This window comes from Dongia sp. P2_B8 (genome assembly GCF_056404715.1).
The window spans coordinates 157,264-176,064 of sequence record NZ_JBFUDM010000007.1 but is presented as its reverse complement, the minus strand read 5'-3'; the positions used below and the strand labels follow the sequence as shown (position 1 = coordinate 176,064).

At 61.6% G+C, this 18,801-nt stretch carries 20 protein-coding genes; 7 read left to right on the top strand and 13 right to left on the bottom strand.

Features of this window, described 5'->3' with window-relative positions; translation table 11 throughout:
* Positions 1–14: 14 nt before the first annotated feature.
* Positions 15–1,727, bottom strand: a complete 1,713-nt coding sequence (locus AC1DWZ_RS19475; RefSeq protein WP_477170609.1) for a long-chain-fatty-acid--CoA ligase — start codon at positions 1,725–1,727, stop codon at positions 15–17.
* 247 nt (positions 1,728–1,974) lie between these two features.
* On the opposite strand from AC1DWZ_RS19475, the gene AC1DWZ_RS19470 reads away from it, so the two are divergent.
* Entirely contained in the window at positions 1,975–2,949 is a 975-nt protein-coding gene (locus AC1DWZ_RS19470) for a hypothetical protein (RefSeq protein ID WP_477170608.1), read from the top strand.
* A gap of 45 nt (positions 2,950–2,994) precedes the next feature.
* Here the strand turns inward: AC1DWZ_RS19470 and AC1DWZ_RS19465 are convergent, their stop codons facing one another.
* The 4 genes from AC1DWZ_RS19465 to AC1DWZ_RS19450 form a co-directional block, all read right to left on the bottom strand.
* The gene (locus tag AC1DWZ_RS19465; RefSeq protein WP_477170607.1) at positions 2,995–3,777 is read right to left on the bottom strand and encodes a response regulator; all 783 of its coding nucleotides are present in this window, start codon (positions 3,775–3,777) and stop codon (positions 2,995–2,997) included.
* A gap of 167 nt (positions 3,778–3,944) precedes the next feature.
* A complete protein-coding gene (locus tag AC1DWZ_RS19460; protein ID WP_477170606.1) occupies positions 3,945–4,400 on the bottom strand; it encodes an NfeD family protein in 456 nt (151 codons plus the stop codon).
* 49 nt (positions 4,401–4,449) lie between these two features.
* Positions 4,450–5,415, bottom strand: a complete 966-nt coding sequence (locus tag AC1DWZ_RS19455; protein WP_477170605.1) for an SPFH domain-containing protein — start codon at positions 5,413–5,415, stop codon at positions 4,450–4,452.
* A 160-nt stretch (positions 5,416–5,575) separates the two neighbouring features.
* Complete coding sequence (locus tag AC1DWZ_RS19450) at positions 5,576–6,682, bottom strand: DNA recombination protein RmuC (RefSeq protein WP_477170604.1); 1,107 nt, start codon at positions 6,680–6,682, stop codon at positions 5,576–5,578.
* 272 nt (positions 6,683–6,954) lie between these two features.
* On the opposite strand from AC1DWZ_RS19450, the gene def reads away from it, so the two are divergent.
* From def to truA, 3 genes are read left to right on the top strand one after another with little or no spacing between them, the layout of a single operon-like run.
* A complete protein-coding gene (def, locus tag AC1DWZ_RS19445) occupies positions 6,955–7,482 on the top strand; it encodes a peptide deformylase (protein ID WP_477170603.1) in 528 nt (175 codons plus the stop codon).
* Between the two features lie 17 nt (positions 7,483–7,499).
* Positions 7,500–8,408, top strand: coding sequence for a methionyl-tRNA formyltransferase (gene fmt / locus AC1DWZ_RS19440; protein ID WP_477170602.1), 909 nt, complete (start codon positions 7,500–7,502; stop codon positions 8,406–8,408).
* Positions 8,405–9,142, top strand: coding sequence for a tRNA pseudouridine(38-40) synthase TruA (gene truA / locus AC1DWZ_RS19435; RefSeq protein WP_477170601.1), 738 nt, complete (start codon positions 8,405–8,407; stop codon positions 9,140–9,142). The genes fmt and truA overlap by 4 nt, the downstream gene beginning before the upstream one ends.
* Here the strand turns inward: truA and AC1DWZ_RS19430 are convergent.
* The 3 genes from AC1DWZ_RS19430 to betI all read right to left on the bottom strand — a co-directional run bounded on the left by AC1DWZ_RS19430 (position 9,139) and on the right by betI (position 10,461).
* Positions 9,139–9,429, bottom strand: a complete 291-nt coding sequence (locus tag AC1DWZ_RS19430; RefSeq protein ID WP_477170600.1) for a HigA family addiction module antitoxin — start codon at positions 9,427–9,429, stop codon at positions 9,139–9,141. The genes truA and AC1DWZ_RS19430 overlap by 4 nt on opposite strands.
* 9 nt (positions 9,430–9,438) lie before the next feature.
* The gene (locus AC1DWZ_RS19425; RefSeq protein WP_477170599.1) at positions 9,439–9,717 is read right to left on the bottom strand and encodes a type II toxin-antitoxin system RelE/ParE family toxin; all 279 of its coding nucleotides are present in this window, start codon (positions 9,715–9,717) and stop codon (positions 9,439–9,441) included.
* Positions 9,718–9,789: 72 nt separating this feature from the next.
* Complete coding sequence (gene betI / locus AC1DWZ_RS19420; RefSeq protein ID WP_477170598.1) at positions 9,790–10,461, bottom strand: transcriptional regulator BetI; 672 nt, start codon at positions 10,459–10,461, stop codon at positions 9,790–9,792.
* A gap of 163 nt (positions 10,462–10,624) precedes the next feature.
* Here betI and AC1DWZ_RS19415 point away from each other — a divergent pair, with 163 nt between their 5' ends.
* The gene (locus tag AC1DWZ_RS19415) at positions 10,625–11,752 is read left to right on the top strand and encodes a trimethyllysine dioxygenase (protein WP_477170597.1); all 1,128 of its coding nucleotides are present in this window, start codon (positions 10,625–10,627) and stop codon (positions 11,750–11,752) included.
* A 63-nt stretch (positions 11,753–11,815) separates the two neighbouring features.
* On the opposite strand, the gene AC1DWZ_RS19410 is transcribed toward AC1DWZ_RS19415, so the two are convergent.
* Genes AC1DWZ_RS19410 through AC1DWZ_RS19395 form a run of 4 tightly spaced genes read right to left on the bottom strand, consistent with a single transcriptional unit; the run spans position 11,816 to position 15,081 of the window.
* A complete protein-coding gene (locus AC1DWZ_RS19410) occupies positions 11,816–12,394 on the bottom strand; it encodes a hypothetical protein (protein ID WP_477170596.1) in 579 nt (192 codons plus the stop codon).
* The gene (gene dapE / locus AC1DWZ_RS19405; RefSeq protein WP_477170595.1) at positions 12,387–13,541 is read right to left on the bottom strand and encodes a succinyl-diaminopimelate desuccinylase; all 1,155 of its coding nucleotides are present in this window, start codon (positions 13,539–13,541) and stop codon (positions 12,387–12,389) included. The genes AC1DWZ_RS19410 and dapE overlap by 8 nt, the downstream gene beginning before the upstream one ends.
* Positions 13,538–14,389: a 2,3,4,5-tetrahydropyridine-2,6-dicarboxylate N-succinyltransferase gene (gene dapD, locus AC1DWZ_RS19400; protein WP_477170594.1), complete on the bottom strand. Its 852-nt coding sequence runs from the start codon at positions 14,387–14,389 to the stop codon at positions 13,538–13,540. The genes dapE and dapD overlap by 4 nt, the downstream gene beginning before the upstream one ends.
* A complete protein-coding gene (locus AC1DWZ_RS19395) occupies positions 14,386–15,081 on the bottom strand; it encodes a pyrimidine 5'-nucleotidase (RefSeq protein WP_477170593.1) in 696 nt (231 codons plus the stop codon). The genes dapD and AC1DWZ_RS19395 overlap by 4 nt, the downstream gene beginning before the upstream one ends.
* A 146-nt stretch (positions 15,082–15,227) precedes the next feature.
* Between AC1DWZ_RS19395 and AC1DWZ_RS19390 the strand changes: the two genes are divergently transcribed.
* Positions 15,228–16,946: a sensor domain-containing diguanylate cyclase gene (locus AC1DWZ_RS19390; protein WP_477170592.1), complete on the top strand. Its 1,719-nt coding sequence runs from the start codon at positions 15,228–15,230 to the stop codon at positions 16,944–16,946.
* Between the two features lie 2 nt (positions 16,947–16,948).
* Positions 16,949–18,148 (top strand): DUF2336 domain-containing protein, encoded by a 1,200-nt coding sequence (locus AC1DWZ_RS19385; protein WP_477170591.1) that lies wholly within the window; start codon positions 16,949–16,951, stop codon positions 18,146–18,148.
* A 10-nt stretch (positions 18,149–18,158) separates the two neighbouring features.
* Here AC1DWZ_RS19385 and AC1DWZ_RS19380 read toward each other — a convergent pair whose 3' ends face one another.
* Complete coding sequence (locus tag AC1DWZ_RS19380) at positions 18,159–18,746, bottom strand: TetR/AcrR family transcriptional regulator (protein ID WP_477170590.1); 588 nt, start codon at positions 18,744–18,746, stop codon at positions 18,159–18,161.
* Positions 18,747–18,801 lie beyond the last annotated feature (55 nt).

The window sequence follows — 18,801 nt, the reverse complement described above, 5'->3', positions numbered from 1 at the left end:
ATTTCTTCTCCCCCTTAGGGCTTGTTTTGGGCGGCGGCGCGGGCTTTTTCCTCGTCCACCAGATTTTTCTTCAGGATCTTGCCGATGATGCTCTTGGGCAAGTCGGCGCGGAATTCGTAAAAGCGCGGCTTTTCGATCTTGGAGAGGCGGGTCTCCAGGAAAGCATCGAGCATTTCCTGCGTGCAGGTCTCGCCATTCTTCAAGACGATGAAGGCCTTGATGTTCTGCCCGCGATAGGGATCGTCGATGCCGATGACGGCGCATTCCTTGACGGAAGGATATTCATAGATCGCCTCTTCGATGACGCGCGGATAGACCTTGAAACCGGACGCGTTGATCATCTCCTTCAGCCGGTCGGTGATGAAGACGAAGCCGTCTTCATCGATATGCCCGACATCGCCGGTCCGCAGGCAGCCATCGACAATCACCTCATCGGTGGCATCCGGGCGCTTCCAATAGCCCTGCATCACCTGGGGACCGCGGAAGCAGATCTCGCCCTTTTCACCCACCGGCATGCGCGTCTTCCGATCATCAAGTGAGACGATCTCACAAGATGTGAAAGGATAGGGTAGGCCGATCGATCCTGCCTTGCCGCCGGTATGGACCGGGTTGCAGGTGCAGACCGGGGAAGCCTCGGAAAGGCCGTAACCTTCAATGAGACGGCAGCCGCTTTCTTCCTCGAATTTCTTCCTTACCTCGGCGGGCAAGGGTGCGCCGCCGGAAATGGCAAAGACGATTGAGCTGAGGTCGAAATCCTTGAATTGCGGAAAGTTGAGCAGGGCGTTGAACAGAGTGGGGACACCCACCAAGGCGGTGGGTCGCTTACGATGGATGAGCCGCAACAGTTTCAGCGTGTCGAATTTGGGCTCCAGGATCATGCAGCCACCGACCGCCAGCGTCCAATTCATGACGCAGGTCATGGCAAAGGCATGGAACAGCGGCAAGACGCCGATGGTCTTCGCCTGCGGGGAATCCACCGTATAGAACCAGCGCTTCGACTGGATGGCGTTGATATAGACATTGGCGTGGCTGAGCATCGCCCCCTTCGGCACGCCGGTGGTGCCGCCGGTATATTGCAGCAGCGCGGTGGTGCGGGCTGGATCTATCTCGACCGGCGCATAGGCGCCGTCATTGTCAACCAGGTCGCGATAGGAAATGTGCCGGCTGTCGACCTGCATGCGCGCATGGGTCGAGCGCATGATGAAGGGATAGACCATGTTCTTGGGGAACGGCAGCTGGTTTGCCATCGGGCAGACGATGACCGATTTCACGCGGCACTTCGCCAGCACGGCATCGAGCTTGGGCAGCAGCTGGGTGACATCCAGCGTCACCATGAAATCGACCTCGGCATCGGCGATCTGGCGCTCGATTTCCGGCTCGGCGTAAAGCGGGTTGAAATTGACCAGGCAGGCGCCTGCCTTCAGCGCCCCATGATAGAAGATCACGAAATAGGGGCAGTTGGGCAGGAACAGCCCCAGCCGCATGCCGGGCTTGAGCCCGATGCGCTGCAGGCCCTTGGCGACCTTGTCGCTCTCCCGCTTGATCTCGGCATAACTGTAATGCTTGTCGAGGAAATCGACGCAATCGTTGGTGGGGTAAAGGGCCGCAGTATCGTCGAGCAGCGCATAGACCGGCTTTGCCACGATCGGCGTCGTGGCATCCACCGCCGTGGGATAGCTGGCCAGCCAGGGTTGTGCCACCCCGTGCACCGCCGACATGTCGCTCATGACCCTCCTAGCGACCGAACGGTACCCAACCTCTCCCCAAGGCACCGCGGATCAACCCAGAACCATTAAATGCATTCTCCGGCCTTTAAGGCAAAGGAATGGTTAATGAAGGATTTGGGGTGAGGTGAAACAGAAGATAAGACAGAGTCGCTGTCATTATTGCCTATGACGAACTCAAAGCACGCCATAATTGTGATGGCAGCATGCCATCGCCTACAATGGCGCAGGCTCAAATTGGAGAAGCGAGATGGCATTGAGTGAAGCTGCTGAGGCAAAAAGGCGCCCCCACTTTCTATGGCCACATTTGCTCTTTGCGACACTGCTGTCTCTATTCGTTCCTTATCTTGGGGCCGCGTATCTGGGTCTGCCGGCGCGCGATGCGGCGAATGACTGGCAAAGGCGGACCGTTGCACTTTCCATAATCATGATGGCGATCATTCTGTTGCCGCACATTTGGCATTTCGAATTGTTACTGCTGCTGCTTATCGGGGGCTTCTGGATTGTTTTCGGTGCCGCTTCTGCCTTCGCGCATTGGCGGGTCGCATTGCGAGACCCAGCCACCATTCGGATTGTGCCCGGCTGGTTGTCTGTCGCCATGTTGATCGTCAACATCGCGGTGTTCTCTTTGCTTGCCTTGCAACAAATGCGTTTGCCCGCACCGCTCTTCATTTTTGCACCCGACGATACGCCTTTGGTGAAGGCTGGAGAAACACTGTACGGGTTTAAATATGACCCGCACAAAATCCACCTGCAGCGCGGGCAATTAGTACTGGCGTCGGTCAACTATGAGCCGACGTTGGTCCGGATGATCGCGGTGCCTGGCGACATCTTCGTGCCAGGTACCTTTGCGATCAACGTCAATGCAACTAGCATCACCCTCACACAGCAGAATCTCAGTCTTAAGGCGCATGTCGGATGGGCGTTGAAGGATATCGTCGAAGCGCTGAATGACCCGGACAATAGCTCCTACATTGCCAGGATATCCGATAGATCCGTTAAACTCAGCGGCGCAAACGATACCGAGCCTCAAATCCTTGGGCGGGATACATTCATTGTTGCTCGTGATGAAGATCTCGTTGACCCGAAACAGCCAGCTTTACCCACTACCACCATTGGGCGTGAGGATATTGTTTCGGTTCCGTGGGGAAAGTTCTGGTCGTTCGGCGATTATCCTGGTGACCAAAGCGACCTTGTGCAGCCTAGCGTCGTTTTTGCCGATTGACCGCGACACTATCCCCTCCCCTAAAGGGAGAGAGAAAAGAAGAACTCACCCCAATCCCAACTGTGTCACCACTTTCGCAAAATCGTCGGCGAAATTGCCGCCGGAGCGTAGCACCGGGCTGCCTTGGGGCAATCGGGAGAAGGCGGCGGAATCAAGCTCCTGGCTGGTAAGGACGGCGCAGGGGATCTGCTCGGTCCCTTCCATGGCTTTCAAGGCGCGGATGAGATCGACGCCGTTGAGGCCTTTCATGACCTGGGACGTGATCACCATGTCCGGGCGCAGGCGCATGGCGGTGGTGAGGCCCTCGATCGGGTCCTGGACAGCGTTGACGCGGAAGCCGCAGGCCATGATCTGTTTCGAGAGGATCTTGGCGACTGAGCGGGCCGGGGTAATGAGCAGGATCTCGACATTGCGGATCTCGACATCGCCGGGCGAGAAGGTGCGGCTGACTTGGTTGGGCAGGCCGCGCACCAGCTTGGCAATCTCATCATCGTCGGGCTGTGCTTTGCGCTCCAGCATCTCGCCGACCGCGTCGGTAAATTCCTGGATATCGCGCTGGGTCTTGTCCGACCATTGGGTGAGATCGTTGAGATAGGCTTCCAGACGCTGGGCAATGAGGGTGATCACCGGAAAGCCGAAGGAGCTGCCGGTGATGCGCAGATTATGGGCATGTGCCAGCAATTCCGAAACATAGCCGTCATTGGCGCCATTGCTGGCGATATCGTCCAGCAGGCGGTTCATGTCGGCAAATCGCGTGGTGGCTTCGTCGTGGAATTCCAGCTCCGCCTTCTGCGTGAGCTCGTCGATATTCGCGCCGGTGACTTTCACGGTTCTGATCTTTCCCTGGATTTTAGTCGTTTGCCGTCGATCTGGCCAGGAAGGGTCAGGCCTCGGGTCGGGGCAAGCGCCACCTGCCGCTTCTATGCCACGGCAGGTGCGCCTTCCAGGATGATCTTAAGAAAGTTTAAAAGTGATGAACGCCGATTGTGGGATGTTCAGGCAGCTTTTTCCACGGTCACCATGGCGCCGCGCATCGCCACGACTTTGACCTGGGTGCCGGCAGCAAGGTCCGGCCCTTCGCAACGCCAGACCGTGTCGTCGATCCTGATCTGCCCGCGGCCGTTGATGATCGGTTCGGACAGCGTCGCATTGCGCCCCAGCAACTGCTCGCCCCGGCGATTGAGGGTCATGTCGTCGCTGGCGCTGGTGAGCGTGTGGCGGAACTTGTACCAGCCCAGGACTGAAGCACCGCTCAGCACGGCGAAAGCCAGCACCTGGTTCTCCCAGCTCAAAGCCGGGACGATGAGGGCGAGGATCCCGGTGACGAGTGCCGCACCTCCCAGCCATAGGAAGAAAAAGCCGGGGGTGAGGATCTCAATCCCGGCCAGGACCGCGGCCAGGATCATCCAATGCCAGAATTCAAGCTGAAAGGTGATGCCGATATCGCTCATGGCTCAGTACTCTTACCTTACGATTGGTTGGCCTTACGGTTGGTTGGCCTTACGATTGGTTGGTGGGCACGCTGCCGCGCCGGGGTGCTGCTGCGGCCTGATCGCTCAAGGCGCTCTTGGCGAGTTCCGCGATGCCGCCCAGGGCGCCGATCACGTTGCTGGCCTCAAGCGGCATCAGAATGACCTTCTGATTGGGTGCGCTGGCGATCGCCTGCAGGGCCTCGGTGTATTTGAGGCCAAGGAAATAGTTGATCGCCTGGACGTCACCCTTGCTGATGGCGGTCGAGACCATGTCGGTCGCCTTCGCTTCGGCTTCGGCAGCACGCTCGCGCGCTTCGGCAGCACGGAAGGCAGCTTCGCGTTCGCCCTCGGCCTTGAGGATGTTGGAGATCTTCTGGCCTTCCGCCTTCAGGATGGCGGCCTGCCGCAGGCCTTCGGCTTCCAGGATGGAGGCGCGCTTGTCGCGCTCGGCCTTCATCTGCCGGCCCATGCTCTCCACCAGATCCTTCGGCGGCGCGATGTCCTTGATCTCGATGCGCGTCACCTTGATGCCCCAGGGTTGGGTCGCATCGTCGACCACGTGGAGGAGCTGCGCGTTGATCTTGTCGCGCAGCGACAGCAGCTCGTCGAGGTCCATGCCGCCCATCACGGTGCGGATGTTGGTCATGGTGAGGTTGAGGACGGCGTTCTCGAGATCGTTGACTTCATAGGCCGATTTGGCAGCATCCAGCACCTGGTAGAAGACGACACCATCGACGCTCACCATGGCGTTGTCCTTGGTGATGACCTCCTGTGTCGGAACATCGAGCACGGATTCCATCATGTTGATCTTGGCGCCGACACGGTCGACGAAGGGGATGATGAAATTGAGGCCGGGTCGCAGCGTGTGGGTGTAGCGGCCGAAACGCTCAATGGTCCATTCGCGGCCCTGCGGCACCGATTTGATGCCCATGAACACCAGCAGGATGGCAACGACCATCAGGACGATGACGAAGATCGCAAAAGTACCCAACATGGCGTTTCCCCCAAAAGGCTGATTGTTCGCAAAACCGGTTGTTTCGAAACCGGTTGTTTACCGGCCAGGGCGGGTGATCCACCAACCGCCCCTGCAACCAATTGTCACAGGAATGTAGGGGACTTGCGCGGCGATTCAAGTAAAACCGGTGCGGTGGCGCCTAACCCTTTGCACCCAGGAGAGGATTTGGCACCGCGACGGTCGCGACCGCCGGCATGGCTTCCGGTGCTTCCAAGCCGACGCTTTCGATGTCGTCGGCTTTTTTGAGCGCTTTGTCGGTGGAGATGCGGATCTGGCGCACGTCGTCGACGGCCTGGTCGAAATGCTGCTGCAATTTGCCGACCCGCGTATCCAGCCGCTCAAGGTCTTTGAACAGCTCGCCGACCTTGGCCTGGATGACATGGGCCTGCTCGCGCATGCGCACATCCTTCAAGACCGCGCGCATGGTGGTGAGCGTCGCCATCAACGTGGTGGGCGAGACGATCCACACCCGCACGCGCCCCGCTTCTTCGACCAGATTGGGAAAGTTGGCGTGGATCTCGGCATAGACGGCTTCCGAGGGGACGAACATCAGCGCGGAATCGGCGGTCTCGCCGGGCACGATGTATTTCTCGGCGATGGCTCTGACGTGCAGGCGAATGGCGGTCGAGAACTCACGCCGTGCCAGGACCAGGGCGGCATCGTCGGCGGAATCGCGGATGGCGCGATAGGATTCCAGCGGGAATTTTGAATCGATGCCGATCGGACCCGGCGGATTGGGCAGCTTCAACAGGCAATCGACGCGCTTGCCACCTGACAATGTCGCCTGGAATTCGTAATTGATGGGCGCCATCACGGTGCGGACGATGTCGGCGAGCTGCACCTCACCAAAGGCACCACGCGCCTGCTTGTTGGAAAGGATGTCCTGGAGGCTCACCATGCGGGTCGATAGCTCGGCAATGTTCTTCTGCGCGGCATCGATGACGGCCAGGCGTTCCTTGAGCTCGCCCAGGGACTGCCCAGCCTCGGTGGCGGACAAGGTGAGACGCTCCTGCACCCGATCGGAGAGCATGTTGAGCCGCGCATCCAGGCGCTGGTCCATGGCGGCCTGGGCCGAGGCCTGGGCGGCGGAGAGGGCCTGCAGCTGCCCGGCCAATTGGTCGAGCCGGGGGTCGACCGGGGCCTGGACCTCGGCTGGGCGCCGCCCGTGCCAGACCAGCACCAATACCGCCACCAGCAGCAGGGCGATGAAAGCAAGCAGAGCCAGCAGGAAAGGGCTCGATTCCATAGTAATTCCTTGGATTTGGGCCCCAAGATAGCGTGCCGAGGCCGAATCGGGATGGAAAGCCACCCCTCCTTGCTTGACGATAGCCCCCGGAATCCATAGGTAAAGCGCGAAAGCGACGAGTGTGTTGAGACCCCTCACCCCAACCCTCTCTCCAGAGGGGCGAGGGGCTTTAAAGCACGTTGCATGTCATTCCCTCGCCCCGCTCGCGGGGAGAGGGTTAGGGTGAGGGGTGTTAGAACCCGCTTGCTGCGTACGGAGTAGTCAAAGAGACCATGGCCCAGTTACCGATCCTCGTTGCACCAGACCCGCGCCTGGCCAAGAAATCGTTGCCGGTGGCCTCCGTCGATGCCGAGATCCGGCAGTTGATGGATGACATGCTGGAGACGATGTACAAGGCCCCCGGTATCGGCCTCGCAGCCCCGCAGGTTGGCGTGCTGAAGCGCGTCATCGTGCTGGATCTTGCCGGCGACGATGAGCCGCCCGCTCCTTTACGCATGGCCAATCCGGAGATCGTCTGGGTCTCGGACGACGATGCCGAATACAATGAGGGCTGCCTGTCCGTTCCGGAGCATTACGCCGACGTCGTGCGGCCAGCTTCCTGCGTCGTCAAATATCTCGACGAGAACAATGTCGCGCGCGAGCTCACGGCAGAAGGCCTGCTCTCGACCTGCGTGCAGCATGAGATCGATCATCTCGACGGCGTGTTGTTCATCGATCATTTGACCTCGCTGAAGCGCAACATCATCCTCAGGAAATTGCTGAAGGCCAAAAAGACGGGCGCCGGCGGCGTCCCGGCCTGACGAACCGGGCCTCCCGCATGCGCATCATCTTCATGGGCACGCCGAATTTTGCCGCGACCGCCTTGGCTGCGGTCCAGGGCGCCGGGCATGAGGTGGTCGCTGTCTACAGCCAGCCACCGCGCCCGGCCGGCCGCGGCCAGGATCTCCGGAAATCGCCGGTGCAGCTCCTTGCCGAGCAGCACAATCTGCCGGTCCGCACCCCGGTTTCGTTGAAGACATCCGAAGCCCAGGCCGATTTTGCGGCTCTCAAGGCGGATGTCGCGGTCGTTGCCGCTTACGGTCTCATCCTGCCGCAACCGGTGCTGAATGCACCACGCCTCGGTTGCCTCAACATCCATGCCTCCCTGCTGCCGCGCTGGCGCGGGGCCGCTCCCATCCAACGCGCCATTCTTGCTGGTGATGCCGAGACCGGCGTCACCATCATGCAGATGGATGCCGGGCTCGATACCGGCGCCATGCTGATGCGGGAAGCCTTGGCCATCGGCCCCGCCATGACGGCAGGCCAGCTCCACGATGCTCTGGCGGTACTTGGCGCCAGGATGATCGTCGCTTCATTGGCCGCCCTGCCATTGCCGGCGACAGCACAGCCGGCAGAGGGTGTCACCTATGCCGCCAAGATCTCGCCGGCCGAGGCGCAGATCGATTGGTCGCAGGATGCGGTTCAACTGGAACGCCAGATCCGGGCGTTTGCACCCGTGCCGGGCGCCTGGTGCCTGGCACCCGATGGCACGAGATTGAAACTCCTCGCCGCCGACATCGTCAAAGGTTCCGGCGCGCCCGGCATGCTGCTTGATGATGCGCTCACCATCGCCTGTGGGCAGGGCGCGCTGCGCCTCACCTTGCTGCAGAAGGCCGGCAAGAAGCCGATGGCGGCGGCCGATTTCCTGCGCGGGCAAAAGTTGCCGCAAGGAACGATCCTCGCATGACCCGCTTCCGCCTCACGCTTGAATATGATGGCGGACCGTTCGTCGGCTGGCAGCGGCAGGAGAATGGCCCCTCGGTCCAGCAGGCATTGGAAGAAGCCGTCCTCGCCACGGTGCAGGAGCACTGCAATGTCTATGGCGCCGGCCGCACCGACGCCGGCGTCCATGCCCTGGCCCAGGTCGCCCATGTCGACATCGCCAAGGCCATCGACCCGCAGCGCCTGATGGCGGCCATCAACTTCCATGTGAAGCCGCAGCCGATTGCCGTCATCGCCTGCGACATCGCCGACGGGGATTTCCACGCTCGCTTTTCGGCGATCGGCCGCGCCTATCTCTACCGCATCGTCAACCGCCGCGCGCCCTTGACGGTGGATCGCAGCCGCGCCTGGCTGGTCAGTATTCCGCTCGATGCAGATGCCATGCACCAGGCAGCGCAGCGGCTTGTCGGCCAGCATGATTTCACCACGTTCCGCGCCAGCCTCTGCCAGGCGCAATCGCCGGTAAAGACGCTCGATCGCCTCGACGTCATGCGCCAGGGCGAGGAGATCCAGATCATCGCCGAGGCGCGCTCGTTCCTCCATCACCAGGTGCGCAATATGGTGGGAACGCTACGCCTGGTCGGCGAAGGCAAATGGTCGGCCCGCGATGTCACGCGCGCACTCGATGCGCGCGACCGTGCCGCCGGTGGCCCCACCTCGCCGCCCGACGGGCTCTATCTCACCCGCGTGGTGTATTAGGCGGCGCGGGGACGGACTTCCTGCCGGATGCGCGGACCTTCCTCGACGCTGGCTTTCTTGAGATCGAACAGTGCTTGCAGGTTCAACCAGAATTCCGGCGTCGTTCCGAAATAGCGCGCCAATCGCAAGGCTGTGTCGGCCGAGATCGACCGCCTGCCCTTGGTAATTGCGAGGATGCGGTTGGCCGGCACATGCAAGGCAAGGCCGAGCGCATTGGCGCTGAGGTCGAGCGGCCGCATGAACTCTTCCAGCAAAATTTCGCCTGGGTGAATGACGATGGGCTTCATATGCGATCCTCAGTGATAGTCAACAATGCCGACTTCCGTGGGTTCTTTCCCTTGCCAGCGAAACACGATTCGCCATTGGTCATTGATTCTGATGCTGTGCCATCCGGCCCATTTACCTTTCAGAATCTCCAGCCGGTTTGCTGGCGGGACGCGAAGGTCATCGAGTGACTCAGCAACATGCAGCATGTAAAGCTTGCGAAGTGCTGCTCGCGCGATATTGCCAAAGCGGCGTGAATTGCCGTGATGCCAGAGCGATTCCGTATCCTTGTCGCGAAACGACCTGATCATACGCTAAGTGTACTACGCGGCGCGTATCATGACAAGAGTGTCAGGACCCCTCAATCGCCAAAACTCCAAAGGCTAGGCGGCTGACGTCACGCCGTCTGCTTTGGCAGCTTCCGTCCTTGTGTGCGCCATGAACCTGCCGGCCTTCAGATTGTCGACCCAGTCATGGGCGATCTGGCGGGCTTCGATGGCGGTGAAGGTGCTGGGGTCGAGACAATGTTCCAGCCACAGCCCATCGAGCATCGCGGTGAAGGCGAGGGCAGCCAGGCGCGCATCGAGATCGAGCTTCCGCTCATCGGCAATGCCGCTGAGATAGCGCTGCAGCCGCTTCCGGTAATCGGCATAGACCTTGCTGTGGATGGCATGGATTTCAGGATCGGTGCGGGTCAGGCTCCAGAAGGTGAGCCACACGCCAAGAAGATCCGGGTCCAGCATCGGCGAGGAGAAACTGGCATCGACAAAGGCCCGCAACTGCGCCTCCGGCGTTTCCGGGGCGGCACTCAAGGCCGTGCGCAGGGCCTTCTCGACTTCCTTGCCGGTCCAGCGATAGGTCTCGGCGATGAGGTCGTGCATGCCGGCAAAATGATGTCGCACGAGGCCGGGTGAAACACCGGCTTCCGCCGCCACCACGCGCACAGTGGTGCCATCGAGGCCATGACGCGCCAGACTGCGCGCTGTCGCCTCGATCAACTGCCGTCGCCGCGACTCCGGTAAGTCCCGGGTAAATTTAGGTTCTTTGTCAGCCACGCGTCGTATCCCCTGACGTCCCCAGATTAGGTCCGAACCAAATACTAATACCCTCTGGCCCTAAGTCCGAACCAATTTTGGCCCCACGCGAAGATTCTTCTTGAGTGTTATACAAACGTACAATAAGAATGCACGCAACATCTTCTTGGCGTAGGAGGCGCAGATGACCCATTTCACCCATGCAGCGGTGGTTCGCGGCGGTATCGAAACTGCCTTTGCCGACAGCTCGACGCACACCTTCACCAATTCCTGGTTGCGTGATCACTGCACTTGCGCCGAATGCCGGCACCCGGACACCCAGCAGCGCCTGCTCGACACCTTTGCCCTGCCCAAGGATCTGGCCGTGACGGCGCTGGAATTGGGTGCTGGCGGCAAGAGCCTGCGCCTCACCTGGCCCGACGGCCACGCCAGCCACTTCACGGCGGACGAATTGCAGCAGACCGTGCAGCCGGTCGGAATCCTGACCTCCGAAATCGCGACCTGGAACGATGCCGAAATCTCGGCCGACTTCCCGCAGGTCACCTACGCGGCGCTGATGGCGGACGATACGGTGCTCGAGACCTATCTCGAAAAGGTCGAGCGCTTCGGCTTCTGTTTCGTTGAAGAAACGCCGGCGACCCCGGAAGCGACCAAGGCGGTGGCGACGCGCATCTCCTATATCCGCAAGACCATCTTTGGCAGTTATTGGGATTTCACCGCCAATATGGAACATAAGGACACCGCCTATACATCATTGGCAATCGGGCCGCATACCGACGGCACCTACAGCTTCGATGCGCCGGGCTATCAGATGTTCCATTGTTTGGGCGTCGATTGTGTCGGCGGCGAGAATGTCTTCGTCGATGGGTTCCGCATCGCCGAGATCATGAAGCGCCAGACGCCCGACCTCTATCGCATCCTGACCGAGATCGACGTGCCGGGCCAATATATCGACCATGAGAAGGGCATCCATCTGATGGCGCGCCGCCCCTTGTTGCGCGAGGATTCGACGGGCCGCCTGGTGCAGATCAGCTTCAACAATCATGACCGCGCACCCTTTGCGCTGGAACCCGCCCGCATGGCGATGTTCCAGGAGGCCTATGCGGCCTTCGCAATACTTGCCAACGATCGCAGCCTGCAATATCGCCGCCGTCTGCTGCCGGGTTCTGTGGTGCTGTTCGACAATTGGCGCCTGCTGCATGCCCGCGACGCCTATACCGGCTATCGCCGTCTGGCGGGCGCCTATCTCAACAAGGAAGATGTCGAAAGCCGCTTGCGGGTTCTGCGGCTGAAGAGGGCCCAGGCGGCGTAGGCCGCCATCGGAGCGGGCGGCGTAGGCCGCCATCGGACCAGGCGCGGCGTAAGGCCGCCTGCGCTAACTCACCGTCGTCGACATGATGGGTGACATCAGCAGGATGTAGAGGCTCTGCGTCAGGGTGAAGTCGACGATGACCAGCAGGACGGCGCCGCCATACCCTAAGCCCATGAGGACGCGCAGCAGAAAGACCTCATAGACGAGAGAGGCGATCAGCAGCAGGATGCTGAGAACGTCGGTTGCCCCGCCCATGAGGCCCGTGCTGTCGAGAAGCACGAAGACGCAGCCGACAGCCATCAAGGCAACGCCGAACCAGTTATAGCTGGCAAGCGCGCCGATCGCCTGCACCTCGCGCTCGACCGCGCGCCCGATGAGAATGAGGATCAGCGGGAACATCACCCAGCTCAGCACGTAATTGATGAGGGTGACCGCGACGACACGGAGCATGTCGACGCCTGGCGCCAGGCTCATGTCGACAAAGCGCAGAATCAGAAACAGTGGAATGGCCGGGATCATCAGGCCGAAGGAGCGCAAGGCGCCTTGCGGGCTGCGGTCGAACCATTGCACGAAGGTGGCATCGAAGCGCAACAGGCGCTTCAGGCCCGACATGGCTGCCAGTGTCTCGGCCCAGCTAGGCATCCAGGTAAGCGTCTAGCACGCGCTCATAGATCCGGCTCAGGGCCTCGATGTCCGCCACCGGCACATGCTCGTCAACCTTGTGCATGGTGGCGCCGGCCAGCCCGAACTCGATCACCGGACAGAAATTCTTGATGAAGCGCGCATCTGAGGTGCCGCCGGTGGTGGAAAGCTCCGGCGTCAGGCCAGTCTCGGCCTTGACCGCCGCCACCAGCAGAGCCGAGAGATCGCCCGGCGGCGTCAGGAAGGATTCGCCGGAACATTCGCAGGTAAGATCGTAACGCCCGCCGACCGCATCCAGCCTGCGCCGGATCTCGGCTTCCAGGCTCCGGGCGGTATGAAGGTCATTGAAACGCGAATTGAAAACCGCCTTCGCTTCGGCGGGAATGACATTGTTGGCCGGGTTGCCGACATCGACCGTCACGAATTGCAGCGTGGTGGCCGGGAAATGCGCCGAGCCCTGATCCAGCGGCTCGGTCAAGGCCGCGATCATGGTGGAGAGCCGGTGGATCGGGTTGTCAGCGAGATGCGGATAGGCGGAATGACCCTGGATACCATGGACGGTGAGCCGTCCGGTAAAGCTGCCGCGCCTGCCGATCTTGGCCATTTCGCCAAGCTTCGCGGGATTGGTCGGCTCGCCGACGATGCAGGCGTCGAGTTTTTCGCCCTTGTTTGCCAGCCAATCCAGCACCGGCTTGGTCCCGTTGACCGCCGGGCCTTCTTCGTCACCGGTGATGAGCAGTGAAATGGCACCGGCGAACTTGCCCTGCCGTTTGGCGGTGAACCGCGCCGCCGCTGCCGCAAAGGCAGCGATGGCGCTTTTCATGTCGGCGGCACCGCGGCCATAGAGATTGCCGTTCACGATCTCGGCGGCGAAGGGATCGATGCTCCAGCTCTCGGCGCGCCCGACCGGTACGACATCGGTATGGCCGGCAAAGCAGATATTCTTCCCCGGCCGGTTGCCACCGAGGCGTGCATAGAGATTCTGGATCTCCGCCGTGCCAGGTGCGGCGAAGGCCAGGCGATGATTGGTGAACCCCGCCGTGCCCAGGGCCGCTTCAAGGACGCCGATGGCGCCTTCGTCCTTCGGTGTCACGGAAGGACGGCGGATCAAATCCTGGGCGAGGCGAATTGGGTCCAAGATGTTCAATCCCGCAGCAGATCGTTGATTGAGGTCTTCGAGCGGGTCTTTTCATCGACCCGCTTGATGATGACTGCACAATAAAGGCTGGGCCCCGGCGTGCCGTCAGGCAACGGCTTGCCTGGCAGGGAACCGGGGACCACGACGGAATAGGCCGGCACACGGCCATAATGTACTTCGCCGGTCACCCGGTCGATGATCTTGGTCGAGCTGCCGATGAAGACGCCCATGGAAATGACCGAGCCGGTCTCGACGACCACGCCCTCGACCACTTCCGAACGCGCACCGACGAAACAATCATCCTCGATGATCACGGGTCCCGCCTGCAGCGGCTCCAACACGCCACCCAGACCCACGCCGCCGGAGATATGGCAGTTCTTGCCAACCTGCGCGCAGGAACCGACGGTGACCCAAGTGTCGACCATGGTGCCGGAATCCACATAGGCGCCGACATTGACGAAGCTCGGCATCAGGACGACGCTGGGCGCGATATAGGCGCTCTGGCGCACGACGGCACCGGGGACAGCGCGGAAGCCCGCGGCCTTGAAGCGGTTCTCGCCCCAGCCGGCGAATTTCGAGGGCACCTTGTCATACCAGGCACCTGGACCCGCGCCGGGGAAATCACCGCCACCGGGAATGAGATAGGAATCGTTCAAGCGGAAGCTGAGCAGCACGGCTTTCTTGAGCCACTGATTGGTCTGCCACTTGCCGCCGATTTTTTCAGCGACCCGCAGGGTGCCGTCATCGAGCTTGGCCAGCGCCTGTGTCACCGCATCGCGCACCTCGCCCTTGGTCGCGGAACTGATCTCGGCCCGCTTTTCCCAGGCGGCGTCAATGGTTGAGGCCAAATCGCTCATAACTTGCTCTCCACGTTGGAATTTTGAAGCGTGCCGAAGGGCGCCAGAAAGCTGGTCAGATCCTCGGTCACGTGATGGATAAAGGACGAGTCACCCTCCGGACCCGACCAATCGTCATCGGTCTTGACCAGGACGGTGGTCATGCCGAGCTGATGGGCGGGCGCAAGATTGCGTGGCATGTCGTCGATCATGACGGCTGCCTCGGGATCGATCCGGTATTCCGCGCACAGGCGCCGATAGACGCCAAGATCCGGCTTCGGGATGAAGTCCGAGGCGACGATGTCGAAGATCGCTTCGAAATGGCGGCTGATGCCGACCCGCTCCATGACCCGCTGGGCATGCGGTACCGATCCGTTGGTGAAGATCACCTTGCGCCCAGGCAAGGCGCCGATCACCTGGTCCAGGGCCGGATTGGGTGCCAATGCTGAAAGGTCGATCATATGCACGAAATCGAGGAAGTGGTGGGGATCGATCCCGTCATTGACGATGAGGCCGCGCAAGGTGGTCATATGCTCTTGGAAATAGCGTTTCTGTAAGCTGAGGGCCTCCGTCTCCGAAAGCCCCAGATTTTCCCGAATATATTGCCGGATGCGCAGCTGCACCTGGTCGAACAGCCGGCAAGACGCAGGATAAAGCGTGTTGTCGAGATCGAAAATCCAGGTACCGACCGGTTTTACCCCACTTAACGACATGACCCTCAACGACTTTCCGCGAAATCTGCGCCGTCAGATTCTATTGCCCGGACCTTGTGGCCCCGGACCTTATGACCTGTCACCGCCGCGGGCAAGCATCAGCCGCTTAACACGGTATTAATCATGGAAAAGGCAATCTCTTGGCCATGATGGCCAAGATTACCCCGCCAGAGAATGCGCCCCATGATGCGCCGCTCGCTGCTGCCGCCAGGCTTTTTGCCCCCGGCGGACCGCTGGCCGAAGACCGCAATCCCGCCTTGCTGCTGGGGCCGGATGAACGTGTCATCGCCGCCAATGCGGCGGCATCCCCTTTGGTGGCGCTGCTCGGTGCACCGCCTGCGGAACTGGAATCCGCCCTGCTGGCGGCCCGGACCGGTACCGCCGGCCGCATCGCCGCTTTTGAATTGCCCTCGGGGGATGGCAAGACCCTGTCGCTTGATCTGTCGATTCTGCCCTGTCCCGGGCCGGCCAGCGCCGGGCCGGATGGCGCCGGGCTTGATGGCAGCGGCGTGCTGTTGCTGGCACGCGATATCAGCCTGGAACGCGCGCTCCGTGGCGCGCTCATTGATTCCCGGCAGCGCTTCAAAGATCTCATCGATGCTGCCGCCGATTTCACCTGGGAGTTGGACGCCGAGGGCGCCTTTGCCTTTGTCTCAGGCCCGCAGGCCATGGGATATGCGCCCAGCGACCTCATCGGCCGCAAGCCGCAGGAGTTTGCCCTGGCCGATGGTGCCGATCAGGCCTTTGCCGGTGCTCATGGCAGCTCGGAACTGTGGATGCGTGGCCAGGGCGACCGGCCGCTCTGCCTGCTGGTGCAGGGGCAGCCGCTCAGCCCCTCCGGCCCATTCCGGGGTGCGCGCGGCCTTGCCCGCGACATCACCGCGCAGAAGGCGCGCGAGACGGAACTGGCGGAAGCCCGGCACCGTGAACGGCTGGTCGTGCACCTGCTGCGCTCCTTGCGCCGGACCATCGAACCGGCCGCGGCCATTGCCACCGCGCTCAATACCGCGATCCAGGCCGTGGGCGCCGAGATCGGCCGGGTCGGCCGTTTTGCCGACGGCGATACACTGGAAAATCTCGGTGGAGAAACGTCTGCCGCCGATCCGATCCTGATCCAGGCTGCCGGTCAGGCGGCCGAAGGTGTGGCCATCGCCCAGGACGGCCAGCGCCTGGGCCTTGCCTTCCTGTGCCGGCATGATGGGCACAAGGTCGGCATCCTCATCCTGTGGCGCGACATCGCGCGCGGCGACTGGATGGCAGACGATCTTTTCCTGCTGGGCGAACTGGCCGAACAATTGGCAGTGCTGATCGAGCAGTTGAAGGGCCATGAGCAGCTGCGCCATCTCTCCACGACCGATGCGCTCACCGGCCTTCTCAACCGCCGTGGCTTCGAGAGCACGCTAGCCCGGTCGGTCGMCCGGGCAAGGCTCGATCATCACGGTGGCGCACTGTTCTATATCGATCTCGACAATTTCAAGCAGATCAATGACCGCTTCGGCCATGCCCAGGGCGATGCGGCACTGATTGCCACGGCTGACATCTTGCGGGCGCAGTTGCGGGTGCGCGATCCGATCGGGCGTTTGGGTGGCGACGAATTCGTGGCCTGGCTCGACGACATCGATCGTGCCGAAGCTGTTGCCAAGGCCGAAGCTTTGCAGCTGGCGGCCAGGGATCTTGCGCGTTTTGCCCCCGGCGTCGAAAAGCCGCTCGGCTTCTCCATCGGCATCGCCATGCTGCGCGACGCTGGCAGGGATGGGGGAAAAAGCGGGGAGCTGGATTCGCTCGATGCACTGATGGCGCGGGCCGATGAAGCCATGTACCGCATCAAGCATGGCGGCAAGGGCAGTTACGTGGTGGTGGATTAGCGATGGAATACGAAGAAGCAAAACGCCTGGCTGCCGCCGGTTCTGACGCACAGCGCCGCGAGCTTGCCCGTCGCGACGATCTGCGGCCCGAGATTCTCTATTTCCTCGCCGAAGACAAATCGGCCGATGTGCGCCGCGCCATTGCCGGCAATGAAGCGACACCACGCCAAGCCGACCTGTTGCTGGCCCGCGATACCGATCTAGGTGTGCGCGAATTGCTGGCGCAGAAGATCGCGCGCCTGGCGCCGCAACTGTCGCAGGAAGCACGCACGCAGATCCGCGACCTCACCATCGAAGTCCTGGAGACGCTGGCACGCGACGAGGCGATCAAGGTCCGGCGCGTCGTCGCCGAAGCCTTGAAGGACCTCACCGACGCGCCCGCGCACATCATCCAGGAACTGGCTCGCGATCTCGAAATCAAGGTCGCTGGTCCGGTCCTGCAATATTCGCCGATCCTGACCGATGACGATCTCATGGAGATCATCAGCAACGGGCCGATCCGTGGCGCGCTTACTGCCATCGCCAAGCGCCGCCGCGTCGGCGACCGGCTGGCCGATGCGATCGTCGCGGCGGCCGTCGAGGTGCCGGAGGAAACCGATACCATCACTGATCTCCTCAACAATAAGAGCGCGCAGATCCGCGAAGAAACGCTCGACCTCATCCTGGAAAAGGCGCCCTCGGTCGAAGAATGGCAGGAACCGCTGGTGAAGCGCCCGCTGCTGCCGATGAATGCCATCAAGCGGCTAGCGGATTTTGTCTCCTCGTCTCTTTTCGATCTCCTCACCGCACGGCCTGATCTCGACAAGGCGACGGCCAAGGCGGTGGCGAAGGCCGTGAAGAAGCGCCTGGCTGCCGAAACCAAGCAACGCGACGCGGCCGACAATCAGGCAACGCCGGCGCCCGGCGATGAAGAGGCGATGTCGGGTGCCATCGCTGGCGGGAAGCGCGACCAGGTGATGGCAGCCCTTGCCCGCGATGCCGGCCTCAATGCTGTGATCGTGAAGAAGATCCTGGGTTCGATGAGCGCCAAGGCGGTGACGGCCCTGGCCTGGAAGTCGAAGCTCACCATGCGCCAGGCGCTGCAATTGCAGTTGAAGATCGCCGGCATCCCGCCGCACCAGGCTTTGAATCCGCGCGGCGGGACCGATTACCCGCTCACCACCAGCGAAATGGAATGGCAGCTGGAATTGTTCACCGGCTGATCTTCGAAATTTATGGCGAATTGCGCGGCAGCAGAAATCGCACGAGGTCCGGTGGCGTTGCCACACCCTGCATCTTGCCGTCGGTATAGAGATGGGCAAAGCCATGGGCATTCGCCCAGACCAGCCGCTCCAGCTCCTGCCGCTCTTCCGGTGTCGTGAGACCCAACTGGTCGGCGAAGGGTGCCGTGATCTCGACCAGATGACGGAAGCTCGCCTCGGCCGCCACCTTCAATACCGTATCCGACCAGTCGAGCTGGCTTTCGGAAAACATCAGGCGAAAGAGGGCGGGGTTGGCGCGGGCGAAATTGAGATAGCCGTCGCCTGCCGCCCGTACTTGCGCCGCCGGTTCTTTGAGGGCCGCCTGCCGCGCTGCTGCCATTGATTCCGAGAAGCGCTCGAAGGCGATGACGGCAAGTGCCGTGAGCAGGGCCTTGAGATTTGGGAAATGATGGGCCGGGGCAGCATGCGAGACCCGCGCCTCCGCCGCGACCTTGCGCAAAGAGAGAGCGTGGAGGCCATCGGCTTCCAAGAGATCCAGTGCCGCCGCCAGCAGGGCCGCGCGCAGATTGCCGTGGTGATAGCTCGCCTTCTTGGCCATATCCGACTTTCCTGTTGCAGCTGCTTACCTGCTCCGGCGGATTCCCGTCAAACGC

Coding starts and splice junctions, on each gene's coding strand:
- AC1DWZ_RS19475 (WP_477170609.1), bottom strand. CDS start 1,727: ATGAGCGACATGTCGGCGGTGCACGGGGTGGCACAACCCTGGCTGGCC.
- AC1DWZ_RS19470 (WP_477170608.1), top strand. CDS start 1,975: ATGGCATTGAGTGAAGCTGCTGAGGCAAAAAGGCGCCCCCACTTTCTA.
- AC1DWZ_RS19460 (WP_477170606.1), bottom strand. CDS start 4,400: ATGAGCGATATCGGCATCACCTTTCAGCTTGAATTCTGGCATTGGATG.
- AC1DWZ_RS19455 (WP_477170605.1), bottom strand. CDS start 5,415: ATGTTGGGTACTTTTGCGATCTTCGTCATCGTCCTGATGGTCGTTGCC.
- AC1DWZ_RS19450 (WP_477170604.1), bottom strand. CDS start 6,682: ATGGAATCGAGCCCTTTCCTGCTGGCTCTGCTTGCTTTCATCGCCCTG.
- def (WP_477170603.1), top strand. CDS start 6,955: ATGGCCCAGTTACCGATCCTCGTTGCACCAGACCCGCGCCTGGCCAAG.
- fmt (WP_477170602.1), top strand. CDS start 7,500: ATGCGCATCATCTTCATGGGCACGCCGAATTTTGCCGCGACCGCCTTG.
- truA (WP_477170601.1), top strand. CDS start 8,405: ATGACCCGCTTCCGCCTCACGCTTGAATATGATGGCGGACCGTTCGTC.
- AC1DWZ_RS19430 (WP_477170600.1), bottom strand. CDS start 9,429: ATGAAGCCCATCGTCATTCACCCAGGCGAAATTTTGCTGGAAGAGTTC.
- AC1DWZ_RS19425 (WP_477170599.1), bottom strand. CDS start 9,717: ATGATCAGGTCGTTTCGCGACAAGGATACGGAATCGCTCTGGCATCAC.
- AC1DWZ_RS19415 (WP_477170597.1), top strand. CDS start 10,625: ATGACCCATTTCACCCATGCAGCGGTGGTTCGCGGCGGTATCGAAACT.
- AC1DWZ_RS19410 (WP_477170596.1), bottom strand. CDS start 12,394: ATGCCTAGCTGGGCCGAGACACTGGCAGCCATGTCGGGCCTGAAGCGC.
- dapD (WP_477170594.1), bottom strand. CDS start 14,389: ATGAGCGATTTGGCCTCAACCATTGACGCCGCCTGGGAAAAGCGGGCC.
- AC1DWZ_RS19395 (WP_477170593.1), bottom strand. CDS start 15,081: ATGTCGTTAAGTGGGGTAAAACCGGTCGGTACCTGGATTTTCGATCTC.
- AC1DWZ_RS19385 (WP_477170591.1), top strand. CDS start 16,949: ATGGAATACGAAGAAGCAAAACGCCTGGCTGCCGCCGGTTCTGACGCA.
- AC1DWZ_RS19380 (WP_477170590.1), bottom strand. CDS start 18,746: ATGGCCAAGAAGGCGAGCTATCACCACGGCAATCTGCGCGCGGCCCTG.